This is a genomic window from Rahnella sp. JUb53 (genome assembly GCF_004346065.1).
GTDB classification, from domain to species: Bacteria; Pseudomonadota; Gammaproteobacteria; order Enterobacterales; family Enterobacteriaceae; genus Rahnella; species Rahnella variigena.
On the sequence record NZ_SLYT01000002.1, the window covers coordinates 275,223 to 295,079 of the forward strand.

Sequence of the window (19,857 nt, forward strand, 5' to 3'; positions counted from 1 at the left end):
ATCGGTTATCAGAAACAGTTATTGCTGCTCAGCACTGGCCGATAACGCAAAGGTTCCCACCGGCACAACAGGCAGATATTTCGTGTAATAATCGTGATAGTTTTTCACCGGATCAATATCCTTAAATAAATCCGGATAAAGAGATTTGGCAATAAACTGCACCATAGTGAAATCTACCAGCGTACGCGATGCGCCCTGATAAACGCCGAAGAGTCTGTCATTCTGAATGGCCGGTAATGAACTCCAGCCGTCACGATGCGCGAACCCGTTCAGTTTTTTTCTCGCCGTGGCTTCATTGACGCCAATACCCATTTCTAATGCGGTATCGACCTTATTATTTTCCCGGCCGGAAATAAAAATGACATCCGGTTTAGCGAACAGCAACTGCTCAGGGTTAATTTCGCCCCACTGTTTAACAAACGGCGCCGCGATATTTTCACCACCCGCGAGACGCAGCATCACGCCCCACATATTTTCGCCATAGGTAAACGAATACTCTGCCGGACCTTTATTACCAAACTCAATGTAGACTTTTGGCTTCGGCAGATTTGCCTGTTTGATCCGGTCTTCAATCAGCGTGATGTTATTTTTATAAAGCTGAGCAAGCTCATGCGCGCGCTCAGTCTGACCGGTTAATATCCCGATGATTTCCGTGGATTTCACATGATTTTCCACCGTCTGGTCATTGTAGTCGAGCACCACAACCGGGATGTTCAGACTCTGAAGTTGCGTGACTTCATATTTCAGGGCGGCATACTGCCAGCTGGCTAAAATGACCACATCCGGTTTCAGGCTGATCACTTTTTCCAGTGACACGTTATGCAGATCGATTTCGCCAATATCCGGGATGTCGGCAATGGAGGGACGGTGTTTAATATACATATCCCAGTTCGCCGGGACTTTGCCGTGCCAGGCTTCGCGGGAGATACCGACAATATGGTCATACGCCTGTTCCCCGCCAACCGCCATATAGTCTTCAAAATAGAAACCTAATACCGCTCTTTTTACCGGGGTATTTAAGGTTATTTTATTTCCCAGTACATCGGTCAGGGTGGTTGTTGCCGCACTGGCCTGTCCGGTAATCACCACTGACAGCATGAAAAGCAGAGTTTGAAGAAACTTCATTTAATTCCCTTAGGTATTGTGTGATTATTATCTGAGGCTGAACGCCATTTTATAAAAACCCATTTATTAAACGCTTTATTTCACTTAAGTCACTGCAAAACGGTAATTCCGCTATGTCATTATCGCGGCAGGATATTATACATTTGATCGGCGGCTTCAGTACAGTCTGAACCGGACGCTGCGGCAGGCCGGGCATGTCATATCGTCTGATGCCAGTATTGCCGATGAACGTTAATATTCGCTTCAAAAACGCTTCTCTGATGCTGAGCTATAATTAAATTTTACCGACGAGAAGGATACTTATATGGCTCCAGTCGCGAGTATATCAGGTGGCGTAATATTTATTATCATTGGCATCGTGATGCTGTGGTTATTACTCAAGGCTTATAAAGCCAATCAGAACAAGAAGTTCTTCACGCCGAGCAAATGTATGTTGCTCATCGGAACCGTCGTTTCTTTCATTATTTCCATCGTGTTTTTCACCTCATCGTCCTGATGCCAGCACCGGTTTCGTCACACTTACCGTTAACGCCCCGGCCTTAACCGGGGCCTGACGCCTGGCAGCCTCCCATCCGCGTCATCCTCGACTATCATTATTATTCGTTGGCTAACTGACCTTTTGATCGCCCATTTTTATGCGAGGTAACGCGATGCATTTCAACGCATTCACCACCAGCTGGGGGGCTAATTTCATTGCCGCCGGTACGGTTCACTTTCGGGTCTGGGCACCGGGTCAGGCAAAATTAACCTTGCGCCTTTCCGGCAAGGACACAGAAATGTCTGCTGCTGAAGACGGCTGGTTTGAACAGGTGGCAACCGGTGTTTCTGCCGGTGAGGCATACCAGTTTATTCTGCCGGATGGCATGGCGGTGCCTGATCCCGCTTCCCGTGCCCAGCAGGCAGGCGTCAACGGCCCTTCGCTGGTCACGTCTTCAGAAAGCTATCAGTGGCAGAACGCTGAATGGAAAGGACGTCCGTGGGAAGAGTCGGTGATTTATGAGCTTCATGTCGGCACATTTACCCCGCAGGGCACGTTCGCAGCGGCGATGGAGAAATTGCCTTATCTGGCTGAAACCGGCATTACCATGATTGAAGTGTTGCCACTGGCGCAGTTTGGCGGTCAACGCGGCTGGGGATATGACGGTGTTTTGCTCTACGCGCCGCATTCTGCTTACGGCACACCGGATGATTTCAAAGCCTTTGTCGATACGGCGCACGGTCACGGCATCTCGGTAGTGCTCGATATTGTGCTCAACCATTTCGGCCCTGAGGGCAATTACCTGCCCTTGCTGGCGCCGCAGTTTTTCGATTCTGAACGCCAGACCGCCTGGGGCACGGGCATTGCTTATGATCAGGAAGGTGCCCGTCAGTACATTACCGAAGCGCCGCTTTACTGGCTGAAAGAGTATCACCTTGACGGGCTGCGTTTTGACGCGGTCGATCAGATGAAAGACCCCTCAGACCCGCATATTCTGCCGGAGATCGCCCGGCGTATTCGCGCAGAAATCACCGGTCGCCACGTGCATCTGACCACCGAAGACAGCCGCAATATTACCTCTTTGCATCCGCGCACGCCCGCAGGTGATGTCCCGCAGTTTACCGCTGAATGGAATGATGACTTGCATAACGCGGTCCACGTGCTCAGTACCGGTGAAACGCACGCCTATTATCAGGATTTCGCCGCCGACCCCCTCGGGCTGGCTGCCCGCGCATTCGCGGAAGGATTTGCGTATCAGGGCGAAATCTCCCCGCAAAGTGGCAAGCCTCGCGGAGAAAAGAGCCGCGATCAGCCACCGGTCGCCTTTGTCGATTTCATCCAAAACCACGATCAGATTGGCAACCGCGCACAGGGCGACCGCCTCATCACGCTGGCAGGTGAACGTAAAACACGCGCCCTGCTGGCCGCATTACTGCTTTCACCTCATATTCCGCTGTTATTTATGGGCGAAGAGTATGGCGAAACCCATCCGTTCCTGTTTTTCACCGATTTTGAAGGTGAGCTTGCGCAGGCGGTTCGTGAAGGACGCGCCAGAGAATTCGAAGGCCACAGCGGATATGGCAAGGAAAGCGTGCCCGATCCTAATGCAGCAGCGACGTTCGAAAGCTCTAAACTGGACTGGCAGAAACCCGCCAGCCCTTATGGCGTGGGCAGTCTGGCGCTGACCCGCACATTGCTTCAGCTGCGGCGTGAATATGTCGTGCCGTTACTCACACCGGCGCAGGGTAACGTGGGCAAAATAGTGCAGGCGGCGGACGGTGTGCTCGCCGTCACCTGGACATTCTCCAAAGGCATCCTGTCTCTGACGCTCAATCTCGGGGAAACCACACAACCGCTGCCGGATCAACCGGGTGAAACGCTGTTTGCCTGGCCCGAAGCGACAGAAGCGTCAGAACCCGGCTCCGTTATCGTCCGTCTTTTCAGGGGAGAATCAATGTGAACATACCCGCCGCGACCTACCGTATTCAGTTCCGCGATGGCATGGATTTTGATAAAGCAGTGGCACTGGTTCCTTATTTAAAGCGGCTTGGGATCAGCCATTTATATGCTTCACCGGTCTTTACTGCGACTTCCGATTCCACGCATGGCTACGACATTACCGACGCCAACGAAATCGATCCGATAATTGGCGGACGTGCGGGATTTGACCGTTTGTCGCAGGCGCTGAAAGCCGCTGGTCTGGGACTGATCCTCGATATCGTGCCGAATCATATGGCCGCGTCGCTGGAAAACCCATGGTGGCGTGACGTGATTGAACACGGCGAAAAAAGCCGTTATGCACGGCATTTTGATATCGACTGGTCGCAGCGGCTGACCCTGCCTTTTCTCGGCGATACGTTTGAAGAGGTGCTGGAAAAAGGTGAAATCACCCTGAAGCCGGATCCCCGAACCGGTCAGCCTGCACTCGCCTATTTCGACACGTACTATCCTCTTGCGCCAGACACGCACGACGCCAGCGCAACCACGCCGGATAACGGCGCGCTGGCCGAGTTACATCAGCGCCAGCCCTACCGGCTGATGTCATGGCGCGATGCCCCGCGTGAACTTTCCTACCGGCGATTTTTTGAAATTACCGGTCTGGCGGGCGTGCGGGTGGAAGATGACGCGGTATTCGATGATACGCACCGGTTGATCCTCGAACTGGTGCATTCCGGCGCGGTGGACGGGTTACGGGTGGATCATGTGGACGGTCTTGCCGATCCGAAAGCTTATCTTGAACGTCTGCGGGAAAAGGCCGGTGCGGATTGCTACATCACGGTGGAGAAAATCCTCGGTAAAGGCGAACGTCTGCCCGCTGACTGGCCGGTTTCCGGCACCACAGGTTATGAATTTATCGCCGCACTTTCCGATGTGCTGGTCGAAGATGAAAACATCGCGGTGCTGCGCAATTTGTATGAAAACGTGGTCGGCAAGCCGGTAGATATGCGCGAAGAATTGCGCGCCGCCAAACTGATGATGGTGGAGAAAAATTTCGAAGGGGAATTCACTACGCTGTGCCAGCTGGCGCTGAATATTGCAGAAGCGGAAGACCACACCTGGGATGCCAACACCCTGCGGGCGGCGCTGCGTGAATTGCTGATCGCCTTCCCGGTGTATCGTACCTATGGCACATCGCGTGGACTGCCCGCGGATGACGCTGCCCTGCTGCATAACATTATCGGGAAGATCACCACCTCATCGCTTGCCGTACCGGCGGATATTCTCGAATTTCTGGCTCGTATTCTCTGTGCGCAAACACCGGAGTCCGTATCCGGTCAGGCTGACCAGTTCCGCACCCGCTTCCAGCAACTGACGGGGCCGCTGATGGCGAAATCCGTGGAGGACACGCTGTTCTTCCGCCAGCACATGGATCTGGCCCTGAACGAAGTGGGCGCAGAGCCTTTGCTGCGCAGGTTTTCCCTCGACCGGTTCCATCAGGAAATGGCCCGTCGACTCGGGGAACAACCGGCAGCACTTTCCACCACGTCAACTCACGATACCAAACGCGGCGAAGATGCCCGCGCCAGACTGTTTACCCTCACCGAAGCGCCGGAACTTTGGGCCGAAAATGTCACCCGCTGGCATCAGATGAATCAGTCAAAAGTCATCACTTTGCCAGACGGCCCCGCACCGAAACTGACCGGCGCATGGATGCTTTATCAGGCGCTGGCCGGTGCATGGCCGGCAACACTGCATCCGGCCGATGAGGAAGGTTTGCGTGAACTCAATGAAAGATTCCAGCTATTCGTAGAAAAGGCGCTGCGTGAAGCCAAGCTGCGCACCAGCTGGGGTGACAGCAACGATGATTATGAAAACGCCGTACTCGGCTATGCCCGTCATTTGCTTTCGCCGGATAACAGTCTGTTTCTTAATGATTTTTACGCTGCCATCCGTCCCTTTATTCGCGCCGGGCTGGTGAACAGTCTGACCCAAACGGTGATCAAAATGATCGCGCCGGGTGTCCCGGATATTTATCAGGGCAGCGAAGTGCTCAATTTCAGTCTGGTGGATCCGGATAACCGGCGTCTGCCTGATTTCGATGAGCTGGATCGCCTGCTGGTTCAGGGAGAAAAACCGGCGTGGAACGATGAAACCGGATGGACAAGCGGGCAGCTGAAACAACATATCGTTGCCGTTCTTGCCCGTTATCGTCAGCAAAAAACCGCGCTGTTTCTGCAAGGGGATTATCTCCCGCTGGAAACGACTGGCGACCACGCCAGTAAAGTCATCGCTTTTGCGCGGCAGGCAAACGGCGAAGCGGTGATTGTCGCCGCGCCCCGTCTGGTTTTTAATGAGCAAAAAGTCGGCTTTACTCAGCCCGCAGAGGGAGTTGATACGCAGGTGATGCTGCCAGAATCACTGGCTCACCGCACCTGTCGTGACCTGCTCAGCGGCAGAGAAATCCACGTGACCGACCGGCTGGATCTCAGTACCTGGCCGCGTGATCAGCCGCTGGTGCTGTGCGCTTCACCACGTTGACGCAGGTCATTTAACCGGCGGTTTTTTAGGAATAAGCGGAATATTGTCCTGAGCTGGAAATTATCGACTAGGCTTAAAGTCGGTTAACAAAAGGAGAAAACCATGTCATCACATGATATCGATGCAGACGCAAACCATCTGGCAGATAAACTCGAAGACAAAGGCAAGCAGCTTGCCGGTGAAGCACAGAAACAATTTGGCGATTTTGTTGATTCTCCTAAGCACCAGATTAAAGGCGCAGCGCGGAAATACTCGGCTCAGGCCGGTGAAGTCGTCTCTGACGTCGCGGAGAAGATCAAAGAAAATCCCCTGTCCGGTCTGATCGCGGCAGGCGCAATTGGTGTTGTGCTGGGTTTACTGCTTGGCCGTAAGTAAGTGAGTAAGCTGGCATAGTCCGCATAAAAAAGGCCTTCGGGCCTTTTTTATTGCCTGAAAGACGCAATCCCGCCATCGTTCGCGCCACGCTTTGTCGTGAGAACCAGAATTCTCCTACACATTTCTGTCACAGTGGGAGTGTATAGTGAACATCTCTGTAGCAACCTACAGAAATCTCAAGACTTCCCCTTGTAACCTTAAAAACGCCCGTTTCCCCTGACGGGCTTTTTTATGCCTTGCAGAAAAAACCCGCCATTTCAGCGGGTCTTTGTTTAAAAAGATGTATGACGTAAATGACGCAGGAATTATCCGCGAATAAACGCCAGAATATCCTTATTGATCACGTCGGCGTGCGTGGTGTGCATACCGTGAGGATAGCCTGGATAAATCTTAAGGGTGCTGTCTGCCAGCAGTTTATCCTGCAGGAGAGCAGCATCTTTATAGGGTACAACCTGATCGTCATCCCCCTGCAAGACCAGCGTCGGCACAGTAATGGCTTTCAGATCGTCGGTCTGATCCGTTTCTGAAAACGCCTTGATTCCTTCGTAATGCGCATTGGCGCTGCCGGTCATACCCTGACGCCACCAGTTATTGATGGTGCCTTGTGACACTTCTGCCCCATCGCGGTTAAACCCGTAGAAAGGCCCGGAAGCGACGTCTAAATAAAACTGCGCGCGGTTTGCGGCGAGCGCACTGCGAAAACCATCGAAGACGGCAATCGGTGTACCGTCGGGATTAGCATCAGTTTTCACCATCAGCGGCGGAACCGCGCTGATCAGCACCGCTTTCGCCACACGCCCCTGTGGCTGGCCGTATTGCGCCACATAGCGGGCAACCTGCCCCCCGCCCGTTGAATGACCGATATGCACGGCATCATGCAGGTCAAGATGCTCGGCAACAGCGGAAGCATCGGACGCATAGTGATCCATATCGTTACCTTCACTGGTCTGATCCGAACGCCCGTGTCCACGACGGTCGATGGCGATCACACGAAAACCTTCGGCCAGGAAGAACAGCATCTGATTGTCCCAGTCATCCGCACTCAGCGGCCATCCGTGATGGAAAACAACCGGTTGCTTGTCTTTCGGACCCCAGTCTTTGAAGAAAATATTGACGCCGTCTTTCGTTTTAACAAAAGGCATAGAATGAACTCCTCAGCAGATTTTCGGGAAATCAGTATGGTTTGCAGGGCGAGGTTCAGATACAGGATGCTAAGAAAGCGTAGCAAAGCCCGCTGAAATTGCCTGCCTGAGGGCACATTTATCCGGCGATCACATCCTTCAGCCCTGAAGGCTGTTACGCCATAATTCCGGCAGTGCACTGATTAATCTGCCGGTGACCGGTTGCTTTGTCTGACCGGGCTGCCAGATAGCCACCACCGTAATGGTCAGTCCCTGATTGCCCACTTCCGTCTCAATCGCCTGCACATCCTTCCATGTCGATGCCTGATAATGTGTGGGTAAAAATCCCCACCCCTGCGCATTTTCCAGCAAACTGCGCAGCGCAGAACGCTCGTTGACATAAAGAGTATGCCCCGAAATTTGTAACCGGCGGGCAATTTGCTCATCATGTTTGTGATGCATGACCAGCTGAGGTTTCAGGGAAAGATTGAGCAACGTCAGCGGACGCTGCTGATGCTGAAACAAACCGCTTGCGGCGTAAAAATCCAGTTCAATATTGCCCAGCGCGCACCATTCCATATCCATCCCCAGCGCACGATTATTTGCCTGACAGACTGCAATCTGGGCCGTCCCGGCAGTCAGCGCCGCTTCGGCCTCTTCCCGCGATGCGCTCCATGCGCTGAAACGGATCCCCTCTTTCGACATCATCACGATAACTGCGTCGATAAACGCCTGCGAAACGAAGGGGTCGTAGACCATCACCAGTTCCTGCTGATCAGGCTGCGGCAGCGACTGCGCGTAAAACTCAAAGGCCTGAGCCTGACGCATCAGCAAATGTGCCTGCCGGTGGAGTTGCTGCCCTTGCTCCGTCAGCACCAGCGTGCGCCCCTGACGGATAAACAGCGGATACCCCAGCGCGTCTTCGAAATAATCAATTAAATCACGCAGCGTGGTGCGATCTTTACCCAGTGATAACGCGGCACGGGATAAATTCCCCTGTTCAGCGACACAGGCAAAAGCCTCTATCTGTGAGAAGGAATAACGTAACGCTCACATGTTCTGCTCCCTGTGAATGTCATTTTATTGGGGGATTTTCCCCCATCAGCTGATTTTTTTAAACCATTTACCCTCCTTATACTCATGTTTCCCGATACTCTGATGGATAAGTGAAAACATGAAAACACGGAATAATCCCCTCTTAAAACCTCTGATGCTGGCTGTGGCCATGAGTGCAGCAGTCTCGTTTATGACGCCTGCTTTTGCAGAACAACCACAGGACTGCGGTGGTATCGAACTCAGCACCTGTCCGACGCCATTCGATAAAACGCTGCCGGATACCAAAGACATGCTGAACTGGGATCAGGCCGCCCGTGTCATCGGTTTTCGTAACGACTACCGCAATTATGCTGGCGACGTTTTCCGTCATGGCAAGGCCACGCCATTCGTACAGGCAGAAAAACAACTTCAGGATCCGACGTACAGCGTGAACGGTAAAACCTATACGCTGCAGGATTACCTGAAGCGTGAAAATGTAACCGGCATGCTGGTGCTGAAGAACGGCAAAATCGCGTACAAATATCTGGGCGAAGGCAATACAGACCACACCTTGTGGACATCGCGTTCTGTAGGGAAATCCGTGGTGTCAACACTGGTCGGGATTGCGATCAAAGAGGGAAAAATCAAATCACTGAATGACCTCATCACCGATTACGAGCCGGATCTCAAAGGCACCGCGTGGGAAGGCGTCACGCTGCGCCAGCTTATTCAGCACACCTCCGGCGTGGCATGGAATGAGGACTACACTAATCCTGAATCAGATTTTGCTCATCTCACCCAATGTGAAGCGCAGCCGGGCACCTACGATTGCGTTCGTAAAATCATTACGGGTTTGAAACGCGCGCATCCGGCGGGTGAATCCTGGTCGTATTCTTCTGGCGGTGCATGGCTGCTGGGCGATGTGCTGGAAAAAGCCACCGGTATGCCGCTGGCGAAATATTTGGAAAAAACCCTCTGGCAGCCTTACGGCATGGCCCAGGATGGCGTCTGGCACTCGTATCAGCAGGGAAAACATGACGTAGGGGCGCACGGCTTTAACGCGACGTTAGAAGACTGGGGACGTTTCGGCGAGTTTGTAATGAGCGGCGGCCAGTTGCCGGACGGTAAAACAATTCTGCCTGAACACTGGCTGGAACAGGCGACAGACTGGAATAAGGCGAAGAATTCGGTTTCAGCTGCGCATCCGGAAGGGATGTACGGCTATCAGTGGTGGAATAATGCCGTGCCCGCCAATGCCAAAAACGTCACGCCAGCGCCGTCTGAATCGCTAAAAGGTTCGATGTGGGCGCTGGGTATTTATGGTCAGGTGATTATGGTGAATCGCGCAGAAAATCTGGTTATTGTTCAGTGGTCAACATGGCCGCAGGCAGAACCTGATTTCAGCGCGCAACCGCTGGAAGCGTCGCTGATGTACAGCGCCATCGCACAGCAGTTACGTTAATCAGATCCAAAAAAGACAGGGTTGCAGCGTTTCGATATGCGGCAAACCTGTCTTTTATCCTAACCCTGCGGTTTTGCGCTGGCAGCTTCCCATTCTCCAACGCCACTTTTCTCCGGGGTTTTAACAATCATATTTGGCAGCGCCATCTCAATACCGTTTTCCATGAGCTTTTCGATAATGCGGATATTAATTTCCTGCTGGATATCCATATATTTATTGTAGTCGGCGGTATTAACGATATGAACCACCTCAATATTCAAACGGTCGGTGCCAAAACCCAGCAGATGCGCCCGGTCAAATTTGGTTTCGCCGACATCGATAATAATCCCTTTGACCATGTCACCGATATTGCGCAGCTTATCCGGCGGGGTATTGATGGCGATACCAAAATTAAACACGATGCAGCGGGTCTGCATACGCTTGTAATTATGCAGCGTCTGCTGAAGCAAAATGGCATTCCCGCAGACAATCTGTTCCCCGCTCAGGCTGCGGATGCGCGTGGTCTTCAGGCCAATATGTTCCACCGTACCGGCGACATCATTGAACACCACAAAATCACCAATTTCGAAAGGCTTATCAAAGCCAATGGACAGCGAGGCAAACACATCGCTGAGGATGGTCTGGATAGCCAGCGCGATAGCAATACCGCCCACGCCCAGACTGGCGACCAGCGCGGTAATATTGACGCCAACGTTAGCCAGAATGGATAACAGCATTACCGACCAGACCACCGCGCGGAATATCAGCCCGGTGATCACCAGCGTCACCGGATTTTTATTCATGCCCGGCTGCCGCATGATATGCCGCAACCACGACACCACACCCTGATCAAGCCATAGCGCCATTTGCAGCGCCAGCACCAGAAACCACGCATGGCTGATGGTGTTGTAGAGATTGTCCGGCAGATTGACGAACCGCAGGCTGAACAGGAATGCGGCGACAAATATCAGCAGATTATTAGTGCGGTTGAGCATATCGCCCAATATAAATCGCATTCTGTTGGTCGCCGGATGCACCTCTCCCCAGCTCTTAACGCCTTTGCGCAGAAACGACAGTAACCAGCTCAGCAGCCAGTAAGTCACCAGCGTAACCACCACCATCGTCGCGACGCCAATCCAGAATGCCGGTGTCATCACCAGCGCGATAAAATTGAAGTGTGACAGAAAATTCATCGTCCCTCCCCGCTTTCAACACAAAGTACCAGTATAGGAAACGAGGCCCGGGCGATCGAAAGAATAGGAAAGTTCGGTGAATAGGCTGAAAAAGAAAGTAATAAACCTCTGAAAATGAGGTTATTACCTGAGTAGCTAATTGTTAATTAGATCCACAGAAAATATGCTATCCCCCACACAGGTAAAAAGGAACTCACTCAATGCCCCCCTCACTTTCTCAGCTAATCGAATGTATCCGCCAAAGCGCTGGTCTGAGGAAGGATCATATCGATGAAAATACTCTTATTGAGGATGACCTGGACATTACAGGTGATGATGGCAGCGACCTGCTAGAGGATGTTGAGGAATTTTTTGGTATAAGTTTGCACACCGGGGAAGAAGGCTATCGTCAGGCATTTTCATTAGGTGAAAATGAATACCTGTTTCACTCCGAAGGTGTGGATTTTTTTGGTATTTGTCGGTTTCTTGACTGGCTGAGGGGAATTGAGCCGTCCGTTATTCGTAAGCTGACCGTAGGGGAATTACATCAAGTTTTAGTTACGGCGTACCACAATCAGGGTCATAAGGCTGCTGTTAACCCTGACTCTAAGAAAACTTTCAAGGTGATTTAATGCGCATACTTGCCATGTTGTTCATCACCCTGCTGACCGCATGCACCTCTCCCCGAACAGATGACCAAAAGGCCATTCAGCAGGTCACTGACTTTTATTATTATTACCTGAACACGTTCATGAGTTCTCCTCCGCCAGCCCTCCAGTCGGCTGAAATGCGTCGCTATGTCGCCACAGACACTCTTAAGCAGCTGGAAATAATCAGCAAACTTCCGGAACCTGATATTTTTAATGTTGATTATTTCACTTACTCACAAGACTATGATCCCGCGTGGATTGCCGCATTCAAAACAGGTGATATCCGTGATCTGATGGGGGGTAAAGTCGTCGATGTCTGGCTCGGAATTCAGGATGGAAAACACGAACATTTAGCAGCTTATGTCAGGCTGGAGGAGAACAAGTGGAAGATATATCGTGTGCGTGATATTTCAAATAAATTTGAATCCCCTATTTTCGATAATTTCACTATAGAAAATATCCGCACTAACAGCATGTCTGAGTGAATCTTCACAAATAAAAAAGCCGGTGACACTTTCGTATCACCGGCTTTTGGCTGCGCCTGGGCGCAGAACTAAAACTTACTGGTTCAGCAATTGCTGTGCGGTTTTCTCAACCAGCGCCAGCAGAACTTTCACGTCTTCCAGCGTCACCGTCGGGTTCAGCAGAGTCAGTTTCAGGCAGGTCACGCCGTTATGCTCCGTCACGCCTACGTTGGCGCGACCCGATTCCAGCAGCGCATCGCCGATTTTCTGGTTCAGCAACGCGATAGCCGCATCGCTGCTGCCCGCCAGTTGCTCAGGACGATAACGGAACAGCACGCTCGCCAGCTGCGGCTTCATCACCAGTTCCAGCGCGGCTTCAGAGGTCACATACTGCGCGACTTCCTGCGCCATCGTCACACCGTGATCGATGATGGCGGCATACTGTTTCTGTCCTAATGCTTCAAGACCCATCCACAGTTTCAGTGCATCGAAACGGCGGGTGGTTTGCAGTGATTTGGACACCAGATTCGGTACGCCAGCCGCTTCGTCGAACTCAGAGTTCAGATAAGCCGCCTGATAGCGCATCAGCTCGTAATGACGTTCTTCTTTAAGCAGGAACGCGCCACAGCTGATGGTCTGGAAGAACTGTTTGTGGAAGTCCAGAGTGATGGAATCCACTAACTCGATACCGTCCAGATAGTCGCGGTATTTTTCGGACAGCAACAGAGCACCGCCCCACGCCGCATCCACATGAACCCAAATCTGATGCTCAGCGGCCAGTTCAGCAATGGCGCGCAGCGGGTCGATAGCACCGGCGTCGGTGGTCCCGGCGGTCGCCACGATCGCGAGTATCTGATCGCCATTGGCCTGCGCCTGTGCGACTTTCTCGCGCAGATCGTTGAGGTCCATACGCGCGAACTCGTCGGTTTTCACCAGCGTCACGCACTGATAACCCAGACCGAGCAATGCCATGTTCTTCTGCACAGAGAAATGCGCGTTTTCAGAACATAACACTTTAACTTTACGCAGATTACCGACCAGACCATCCTGCTGAATGGAATGACCCTGACGGGCAAAGAAGGCATCACGCGCCAGCATCAGACCCATCAGATTGCTCTGGGTGCCGCCGCTGGTGAACACGCCCGCGTCGCCAGCCTGATAGCCAACCTGAGTACGCAGCCATTCGATCAGTTTCATCTCGATGATGGTCGCTGACGGGCTTTGATCCCAGGAGTCCATACTCTGGTTAGTGGCGTTGATCAGCACTTCCGCGGCCTGGCTGACAACCAGGCTCGGGCAATGCAGATGCGCAACACACTGCGGATGATGTACAGACAGGCTGTCTTTTAAAAAGTATTCAATGGCGCGTTCAATCGCGGCCTGGTTACCCAGGCCGTTTGGATTGAAGTCCAGTTTGATACGTTCACGCAGCTCAGCAACGGTTTTGCCCTGATACATCTCAGGTTGTTGCAGCCACTGCACAACAGCTTCACTGCTCTGCGCAATGGCTTGCTGATAGGCTTCAGTGCTTTGCGCTGAACCTGCCAGAATCGGGTTTAACTCGGACATCAGAATCTCTTACTCCGCTCAGACAGGCTTGACGCCAGCCGCTAACAGCGCCTGCTCAAACTTATCGAGGAAAATACCCAGCTCATCATTGGTGATCAGCAGGGAAGGCAACAGGCGAAGAACGCAACCATTACGGCCACCGCGTTCGAGGATCAGGCCTGCTTCGAAGCATTTTTTCTGCAACAGGGCAGAAAGCTCGCCGTCAGCCGGGTAGCAACCCATATGATCCTGCGCTTCGTTCGGTTTCACGATCTCGATACCGATCATCAGACCCAGACCGCGCACGTGGCCGATTACCGGGTAACGTTTCTGCATCTCAGCCAGTTTGCCTTTCAGCCACTCGCCCTGTGCAGCCACTTTCTCGGCAATTTTTTCTTCTTTCAGAATTTTCAGCGTGGTCAGGCCGGTCGCCATCGCCAGCTGGTTGCCGCGGAAGGTCCCGGTGTGGTGACCCGGCGCCCAGGCGTCGAACTCTTTTTTGATACCCAGAACAGCCAGTGGCAGACCACCGCCCACCGCTTTAGACATCACAATGATGTCCGGCTCAATACCTGCGTGTTCGAAGGCGAACTGTTTGCCGGTACGGCAGAAACCCGCCTGTACTTCATCGAGGATCAGCAGAATGCCGTGTTCCTGAGTCACTTTACGGATGCGCTGCAACCACTCAGCCGGAGCCGGGTTCACGCCGCCTTCGCCCTGAACGGCTTCCAGGATCACAGCCGCTGGTTTGCGAACGCCGCTTTCCACGTCGTTGATCAGGTTTTCGAAGTAGTAAGTTAAGGCTTTAACGCCAGCGTCACCGCCAATGCCCAGCGGGCAGCGGTACTGGTGCGGATAAGGCATAAACTGCACTTCCGGCATCATGCCGTTAACCGCTTCTTTCGGAGACAGGTTACCGGTCACCGCCAGCGTGGCGTGGGTCATGCCGTGGTAACCACCAGAGAAACTGATGATACCGGTACGGCCAGTGACTTTCTTAGCCAGTTTCATTGCTGCTTCAACAGCATCAGCACCGGACGGGCCGGTGAACTGCAGGCAATATCCTTTGCCCTGTTGTGGCAACACAGAAAGCAGATATTCGGAGAACTGATCTTTCAACGGTGTTGTCAGATCCAGTGTATGTAACGGCAAGCCGCTGGTAATGACATTTTGGATGCTTTGCAGCACGTCAGGATGATTATGTCCCAGAGCCAGCGTACCCGCGCCTGCCAGGCAATCAAGATATTGATTATTCTCAACATCAGTGATCCACACGCCATTGGCTTTCGCGATTGCCAGAGGCAATTTACGAGGATAGCTCCGAACATTCGATTCAAATTCAGCTTGTCTCGCCAAATAGGTTTCATTGTTTCCGTTTAATGAATTCGCACCTAAACTGTCAATACGGACTTTATCCGTCATCATATCTCTCCTACAACCGCGGGTTATTGGTAACGCCGCAATTGAATAAATGGAATTTAAAAGTAAGTACCCTGTGAAAAACGCGGCCAATATATGGCTTTTTTGCCCCCACCTCAATAATTTATTTTGTATAGAATTGTTTATTCTTTTGCATACTAATCAATATGTTGCTGATTTAATGAACGATCGTGCCGAGTTAAGCCCATTACGAGGTCATTAATAAAGGCCTAAAAAGCACTTCCGGCCTGTTAAACACAGGCTAAACAGGGATCCCGGCAGGCACTTCCTGCTGACGAAATCGCAAAGAGGTTTGGCCAGATGGCCATGACGCCGCACGGGTTGGGATACCCGGATCAGACGTCATAGTGAATATTGCAATTATAGTCTCGGGGACAGCAGACGGGCGTCAATAATAATTATATCGCCAGTAACTGGCTGAATATTGGCCTGATATAAATGTTTAAATATATTACAACGAGATCAATTCCACTTAGGGACGAAATAATCCGGACTTTTATTACTGCTTATTAAAACCGTTAATACAGGGCCACTTTTCAAGGATATAACAACGGCCTCATCTTGATTCATGAATCCTGCTCATAAGCTCTTGCAGATAACCCCCTCTAATCTGATGAAAGTTCAGCGTCTAGTATTACTGACACTACATCACCTGCCGTTGCCCGCAACGGGAAATCCCAAAATCCCATAATCACAAGATGACAGGATTTCAGAAATTAATAAGAGGAAAAACACATGCAAAAACGTCTGCTGGGAAAATCCGGCCTTGAAGTCTCATCACTCGGTTTGGGTTGTATGGGTCTGAGCCATGGCTACGGGCCTGCCACAGGGACCAAACAGGCGGTTGAACTGATCCGCGCTGCCGTCGAACGGGGCGTCACTTTCTTTGATACCGCTGAAGTTTATGGCCCTTATCTCAATGAAGAAGTGGTTGGCGAGGCGCTGGCACCGGTTCGTGACAAAGTGGTGATAGCGACAAAATTTGGTTTCACTTTTGGCGATGATAATAAGCAGCAAATCCTTAACAGCCGCCCGGAACATATCCGCCAGGCCGTTGAAGGCTCGCTGAAGCGTCTGAAAACCGACGTTATCGACCTGCTCTATCAGCACCGTGTTGACCCGGATGTACCGATTGAAGACGTCGCCGGTACGGTGAAAGAGCTGATCAGCGAAGGTAAGGTGAAACATTTCGGGCTGTCTGAAGCGGGCGCGCAGACCATTCGCCGTGCGCACGCGGTACAACCGGTGACCGCACTGCAAAGTGAATATTCGATGTGGTGGCGCGAGCCGGAGCAGGAAATCATCCCCACGCTGGAGGAACTGGGCATCGGCTTTGTGCCATTCAGTCCGCTCGGTAAAGGCTTCCTGACCGGATCGATTACCGCAGATTCAACGTTCGGCAGTGATGATTTCCGGAGCCTTGTGCCACGTTTTTCTCCGCAAGCACTGGCGGCCAATCAGCAATTGATCACAGTTATTCACCAGATTGCTCAGGACAAAAAAGTGACGCCCGCGCAGATAGCGTTAGCCTGGCTGCTGGCACAGAAACCGTGGATAGTGCCGATCCCGGGCACCACTAAACTCCACCGTCTGCAAGAAAATCTCGGCGCTGCTGAGGTCACGCTGTCAGACGCCGAACTGCGCACCATAGCCACCGCACTGGAGACCGTGAAAGTTCAGGGCGACCGTTATCCGGCTTCACTGATGGCACGCGTTGGCCGTTAACCGGATCAGGCGTTAAACAGACACAAAAAAGGGTCCCTGCGGACCCTTTTCTTATTGTTTTAATGAATCTTTATGCGCGTGGATCAATAACCCTGCGTCACAATCTTGGCCGCACTGGCGAGCACATCACGACGGGATTTTGCATCTTTTTCGGGTTGGGTGAAATACGTCACCAGCACCAGCGGCGCTTTGTTTTCAGGCCAGATCACTGCGATATCATTGGTCGTGCCGTAATCACCGCTGCCGGTTTTATCGCCGACAATCCAGGTCGCCGGTAATCCTGCGCGGATGCTCATCGCGCCGGTGGTATTCCCTTTCATCCATTCCACCAGTTGTGCGCGCTGCGGTTCCGCCAGCGCGGAGCCCAGCGTCGCGTGTTGCAGGCTCAGCGCCATCGCACGCGGTGACGTGGTGTCGCGCTCATCGCCCGGAATGGCGGTATTCAGCGTCGGTTCGGTGCGATCCAGACGGAAAGTGTTGTCGCCCAGCGTACGTGCATAATCGGTGACTTTATTTGGCCCGCCGAGATGTTCGATAAGCTTATTCATGGCGGTGTTATCACTGTATTGCAAGGCCGCTGCTGCCAGTTCGCCAATCGTCATACCCTCGTTGAGATGCTTTTCGGTAATCGGGTTGTAATTCACCAGATCCGATTTTTTCAACGCGACATGCTGAGTAAGGAGATTTTTCTTCACTTCGCTCTCTTTCAGGATCGCCGAAGCCGCCATGAACTTACTGGTGCTGCACATCGCAAAACGTTCATCCGCACGATAAGCAATTTGCGAGTTGTCCGCCGTATCAATCAGCATCACGCCAAGACGTCCGCCGCTTTCTTTTTCCAGCGCCGTCAGCTGTTGCTGAACTGACGTCATTTTCGTCGCAGTTTGCGCCCATGACGGCGCGCTGAATGCGAGCATTGGCACCACAGCCGCTGCCATCAGCACGGTTTTACGCAGGGTATTTTTCATCATCAAAGCCTTCTCCTTTATATTGGCGAAGGGATTATGGCAAAAGCTGACACATAAAGTAAAAAACCCGACAGAATTTGTCGGGTTTCGGACGTAAAACAGAAATTTTCAGAAACTATGCGGAAGTTTAAAAGGTTTCCCAGTTACCTTCTTCAACGGCAGGAACCGGCTGGCGGTTTGACAACAATACCGGTGTTTTCGCGTGAGCAGCCTTACGCACCGCGGCCGTCGCAGAACCTGCGCTGACTTTAAAGATGCTGATGGCTTGTGATAAACGCTCCGCCTGCTCATTGAGAGAATACGCTGCCGACGACGCTTCCTGAACCAATGCGGCGTTCTGCTGCGTCACTTCATCCATCTGCGTAATGGCTTTATTGATTTCCTCAATGCCGGTGCTCTGTTCGTTACTGGCGATAGCGATTTCGCCCACAATGTCGGTCACGCTTTTCACGCTGGACACCACTTCCGCCATCGTCGAACCGGCTTTGGCGACCAGTTGCGTGCCGTTATCCACTTTCGCTACAGAATCGTCAATCAGCACTTTGATCTCTTTCGCAGCACTGGCAGACCGTTGCGCCAGATTCCGCACCTCAGAAGCCACTACCGCAAAACCGCGCCCCTGCTCACCGGCACGTGCGGCTTCAACCGCAGCGTTCAGCGCCAGAATATTAGTCTGGAACGCAATACCGTCAATTACGGCAATGATATCGACGATTTTGCGGGAAGACGCGTTGATGCCTTCCATGGTGTGAACCACTTCGCCCACCACTTCTCCGCCCTGCACAGCCACGCGGGAAGCCTGCGCCGCAAGCTGATTGGCCTGACGCGCGTTATCGGCATTCTGCTTCACGGTCGCGGTCATCTGCTCCATGGCCGATGCCGTTTCTTCCAGCGAACTGGCCTGCTGTTCGGTGCGTGAAGACAAATCCAGGTTTCCTGCCGCGATTTCGCCGGACGCGCTGTGGATCGCGTTGGTGCCCGCACGCACTTCGGTCACAATCTTCAGCAGGTTTTCATTCATGTTTTTCAGCCCCTGCATGAGCTGACCGGTTTCATCGTTTGATGTCACGCGGATTTGCGTGGTCAGATCCCCTGCCGCGACGTTTTCCGCCACTTTTACGGCAGTATGCAGCGGACGGGTGATAGAACGGGTGAGGAAGAAGCCCAGCGCGGCCGCCACCAGAACCGCCAGCGCGGAGAAAATCAGTGTCAGCTGAATCGCCGTTGCGCCATCGGCAATCGCCGTTTTGCCTTCGCTCTGTAACTGCTGATCCTGCGAGTCGGCAAACGCCGTTGCCAGATCCAGATAAGCATTTTGCGACGTGGTCAGTTTGCGCAGAACGAATTCCGTCGCGCCGTCCATATCCCCGGCACGCGCTAAATTGACCAGTTGTTCTTTCGCGGCTTCAAAGGTATCACTCGCATCCTGCAACGCTTTAATCTTCTGTTTGCCGACCACGGTAGTCTGAATAGCGGCGATTTTATCCATCGCTAAATTAGTTTGTTTAACGGTGTCATCAAGCTGTAAATAACGTTTTTTATTTTGCTCAGGATTTTTGGTATCGATGACAATACCGCGAAGATATTTAATCTGATCGTTCACCCCATCACGGACATCAAATGCCAGCCGCACTTTGACATAACGGTCGCTGACTATTTGTTCGATAGTGCTGTTAATACTGCTTATTTTCGTCACTGCCGTTACGCTGACGATGATCAGCAGCAGTATCACCAGACTAAATGCCGCACCCAGACGGGCACCGACACGCATATTGTTGATCGCTTTAAACATTCTTTCTCCCTTGTTTCCTGGCCAATAAAATAAATACAATGAAA

Annotated in this window: 16 protein-coding genes; 8 read left to right on the plus strand and 8 right to left on the minus strand. The window is 52.3% G+C overall.

The window, feature by feature from the left end; translation table 11 throughout:
• Nucleotides 1–18: 18 nt before the first annotated feature.
• Entirely contained in the window at nucleotides 19–1,125 is a 1,107-nt protein-coding gene (locus EC840_RS05905) for an ABC transporter substrate-binding protein (protein WP_132964388.1), read from the minus strand.
• Between the two features lie 304 nt (nucleotides 1,126–1,429).
• Here EC840_RS05905 and EC840_RS05910 point away from each other — a divergent pair, with 304 nt between their 5' ends.
• The 4 genes from EC840_RS05910 to EC840_RS05925 all read left to right on the plus strand — a co-directional run bounded on the left by EC840_RS05910 (nucleotide 1,430) and on the right by EC840_RS05925 (nucleotide 6,457).
• Nucleotides 1,430–1,621, plus strand: a complete 192-nt coding sequence (locus tag EC840_RS05910) for a hypothetical protein (protein WP_112286547.1) — start codon at nucleotides 1,430–1,432, stop codon at nucleotides 1,619–1,621.
• A 154-nt stretch (nucleotides 1,622–1,775) separates the two neighbouring features.
• Nucleotides 1,776–3,563, plus strand: coding sequence for a malto-oligosyltrehalose trehalohydrolase (treZ, locus tag EC840_RS05915; RefSeq protein ID WP_132964390.1), 1,788 nt, complete (start codon nucleotides 1,776–1,778; stop codon nucleotides 3,561–3,563).
• Nucleotides 3,560–6,082, plus strand: a complete 2,523-nt coding sequence (gene treY, locus EC840_RS05920; protein WP_132964392.1) for a malto-oligosyltrehalose synthase — start codon at nucleotides 3,560–3,562, stop codon at nucleotides 6,080–6,082. Before treZ ends, treY begins: the two co-directional genes overlap by 4 nt.
• 102 nt (nucleotides 6,083–6,184) lie before the next feature.
• On the plus strand, nucleotides 6,185–6,457 hold the full coding sequence (locus EC840_RS05925; RefSeq protein WP_112286543.1) for a DUF883 family protein: 273 nt from the start codon (nucleotides 6,185–6,187) through the stop codon (nucleotides 6,455–6,457).
• 305 nt (nucleotides 6,458–6,762) lie between these two features.
• Here EC840_RS05925 and EC840_RS05930 read toward each other — a convergent pair whose 3' ends face one another.
• Complete coding sequence (locus EC840_RS05930) at nucleotides 6,763–7,599, minus strand: alpha/beta hydrolase (RefSeq protein WP_120162239.1); 837 nt, start codon at nucleotides 7,597–7,599, stop codon at nucleotides 6,763–6,765.
• A 138-nt stretch (nucleotides 7,600–7,737) separates the two neighbouring features.
• Nucleotides 7,738–8,604: a LysR family transcriptional regulator gene (locus tag EC840_RS05935; RefSeq protein ID WP_243701035.1), complete on the minus strand. Its 867-nt coding sequence runs from the start codon at nucleotides 8,602–8,604 to the stop codon at nucleotides 7,738–7,740.
• 148 nt (nucleotides 8,605–8,752) lie between these two features.
• Between EC840_RS05935 and EC840_RS05940 the strand changes: the two genes are divergently transcribed.
• The gene (locus EC840_RS05940; RefSeq protein WP_132964394.1) at nucleotides 8,753–10,075 is read left to right on the plus strand and encodes a serine hydrolase; all 1,323 of its coding nucleotides are present in this window, start codon (nucleotides 8,753–8,755) and stop codon (nucleotides 10,073–10,075) included.
• A gap of 59 nt (nucleotides 10,076–10,134) precedes the next feature.
• Here the strand turns inward: EC840_RS05940 and EC840_RS05945 are convergent, their stop codons facing one another.
• On the minus strand, nucleotides 10,135–11,247 hold the full coding sequence (locus EC840_RS05945; protein WP_132964396.1) for a mechanosensitive ion channel family protein: 1,113 nt from the start codon (nucleotides 11,245–11,247) through the stop codon (nucleotides 10,135–10,137).
• Between the two features lie 200 nt (nucleotides 11,248–11,447).
• Between EC840_RS05945 and EC840_RS05950 the strand changes: the two genes are divergently transcribed.
• Complete coding sequence (locus tag EC840_RS05950; protein ID WP_132964398.1) at nucleotides 11,448–11,858, plus strand: hypothetical protein; 411 nt, start codon at nucleotides 11,448–11,450, stop codon at nucleotides 11,856–11,858.
• The gene (locus tag EC840_RS05955; RefSeq protein ID WP_132964400.1) at nucleotides 11,858–12,361 is read left to right on the plus strand and encodes a YbjP/YqhG family protein; all 504 of its coding nucleotides are present in this window, start codon (nucleotides 11,858–11,860) and stop codon (nucleotides 12,359–12,361) included. Before EC840_RS05950 ends, EC840_RS05955 begins: the two co-directional genes overlap by 1 nt.
• A gap of 75 nt (nucleotides 12,362–12,436) precedes the next feature.
• Here EC840_RS05955 and EC840_RS05960 read toward each other — a convergent pair whose 3' ends face one another.
• On the minus strand, nucleotides 12,437–13,909 hold the full coding sequence (locus EC840_RS05960) for an aspartate aminotransferase family protein (RefSeq protein ID WP_129638858.1): 1,473 nt from the start codon (nucleotides 13,907–13,909) through the stop codon (nucleotides 12,437–12,439).
• Between the two features lie 18 nt (nucleotides 13,910–13,927).
• Nucleotides 13,928–15,313 carry a diaminobutyrate--2-oxoglutarate transaminase gene (locus tag EC840_RS05965; RefSeq protein WP_112286532.1) on the minus strand — a complete coding sequence of 462 codons (1,386 nt, stop codon included), beginning with the start codon at nucleotides 15,311–15,313 and terminating at the stop codon, nucleotides 13,928–13,930.
• Nucleotides 15,314–16,063: 750 nt separating this feature from the next.
• Between EC840_RS05965 and EC840_RS05970 the strand changes: the two genes are divergently transcribed.
• Entirely contained in the window at nucleotides 16,064–17,053 is a 990-nt protein-coding gene (locus EC840_RS05970; RefSeq protein ID WP_132964402.1) for an aldo/keto reductase, read from the plus strand.
• 83 nt (nucleotides 17,054–17,136) lie between these two features.
• Here the strand turns inward: EC840_RS05970 and EC840_RS05975 are convergent, their stop codons facing one another.
• Nucleotides 17,137–18,024, minus strand: a complete 888-nt coding sequence (locus EC840_RS05975) for an extended-spectrum class A beta-lactamase RAHN-6 (RefSeq protein ID WP_113877255.1) — start codon at nucleotides 18,022–18,024, stop codon at nucleotides 17,137–17,139.
• Nucleotides 18,025–18,148: 124 nt separating this feature from the next.
• Complete coding sequence (locus EC840_RS05980; RefSeq protein WP_132964404.1) at nucleotides 18,149–19,813, minus strand: methyl-accepting chemotaxis protein; 1,665 nt, start codon at nucleotides 19,811–19,813, stop codon at nucleotides 18,149–18,151.
• Between the last annotated feature and the right edge of the window lie 44 nt (nucleotides 19,814–19,857).

What these genes read in the sequence shown, in the direction of transcription:
- EC840_RS05905 (WP_132964388.1), bottom strand. Translation starts at nt 1,125, where the DNA reads ATGAAGTTTCTTCAAACTCTGCTTTTCATGCTGTCAGTGGTGATTACC.
- EC840_RS05910 (WP_112286547.1), top strand. Translation starts at nt 1,430, where the DNA reads ATGGCTCCAGTCGCGAGTATATCAGGTGGCGTAATATTTATTATCATT.
- treZ (WP_132964390.1), top strand. Translation starts at nt 1,776, where the DNA reads ATGCATTTCAACGCATTCACCACCAGCTGGGGGGCTAATTTCATTGCC.
- EC840_RS05925 (WP_112286543.1), top strand. Translation starts at nt 6,185, where the DNA reads ATGTCATCACATGATATCGATGCAGACGCAAACCATCTGGCAGATAAA.
- EC840_RS05930 (WP_120162239.1), bottom strand. Translation starts at nt 7,599, where the DNA reads ATGCCTTTTGTTAAAACGAAAGACGGCGTCAATATTTTCTTCAAAGAC.
- EC840_RS05940 (WP_132964394.1), top strand. Translation starts at nt 8,753, where the DNA reads ATGAAAACACGGAATAATCCCCTCTTAAAACCTCTGATGCTGGCTGTG.
- EC840_RS05945 (WP_132964396.1), bottom strand. Translation starts at nt 11,247, where the DNA reads ATGAATTTTCTGTCACACTTCAATTTTATCGCGCTGGTGATGACACCG.
- EC840_RS05950 (WP_132964398.1), top strand. Translation starts at nt 11,448, where the DNA reads ATGCCCCCCTCACTTTCTCAGCTAATCGAATGTATCCGCCAAAGCGCT.
- EC840_RS05955 (WP_132964400.1), top strand. Translation starts at nt 11,858, where the DNA reads ATGCGCATACTTGCCATGTTGTTCATCACCCTGCTGACCGCATGCACC.
- EC840_RS05960 (WP_129638858.1), bottom strand. Translation starts at nt 13,909, where the DNA reads ATGTCCGAGTTAAACCCGATTCTGGCAGGTTCAGCGCAAAGCACTGAA.
- EC840_RS05965 (WP_112286532.1), bottom strand. Translation starts at nt 15,313, where the DNA reads ATGATGACGGATAAAGTCCGTATTGACAGTTTAGGTGCGAATTCATTA.
- EC840_RS05970 (WP_132964402.1), top strand. Translation starts at nt 16,064, where the DNA reads ATGCAAAAACGTCTGCTGGGAAAATCCGGCCTTGAAGTCTCATCACTC.
- EC840_RS05975 (WP_113877255.1), bottom strand. Translation starts at nt 18,024, where the DNA reads ATGATGAAAAATACCCTGCGTAAAACCGTGCTGATGGCAGCGGCTGTG.
- EC840_RS05980 (WP_132964404.1), bottom strand. Translation starts at nt 19,813, where the DNA reads ATGTTTAAAGCGATCAACAATATGCGTGTCGGTGCCCGTCTGGGTGCG.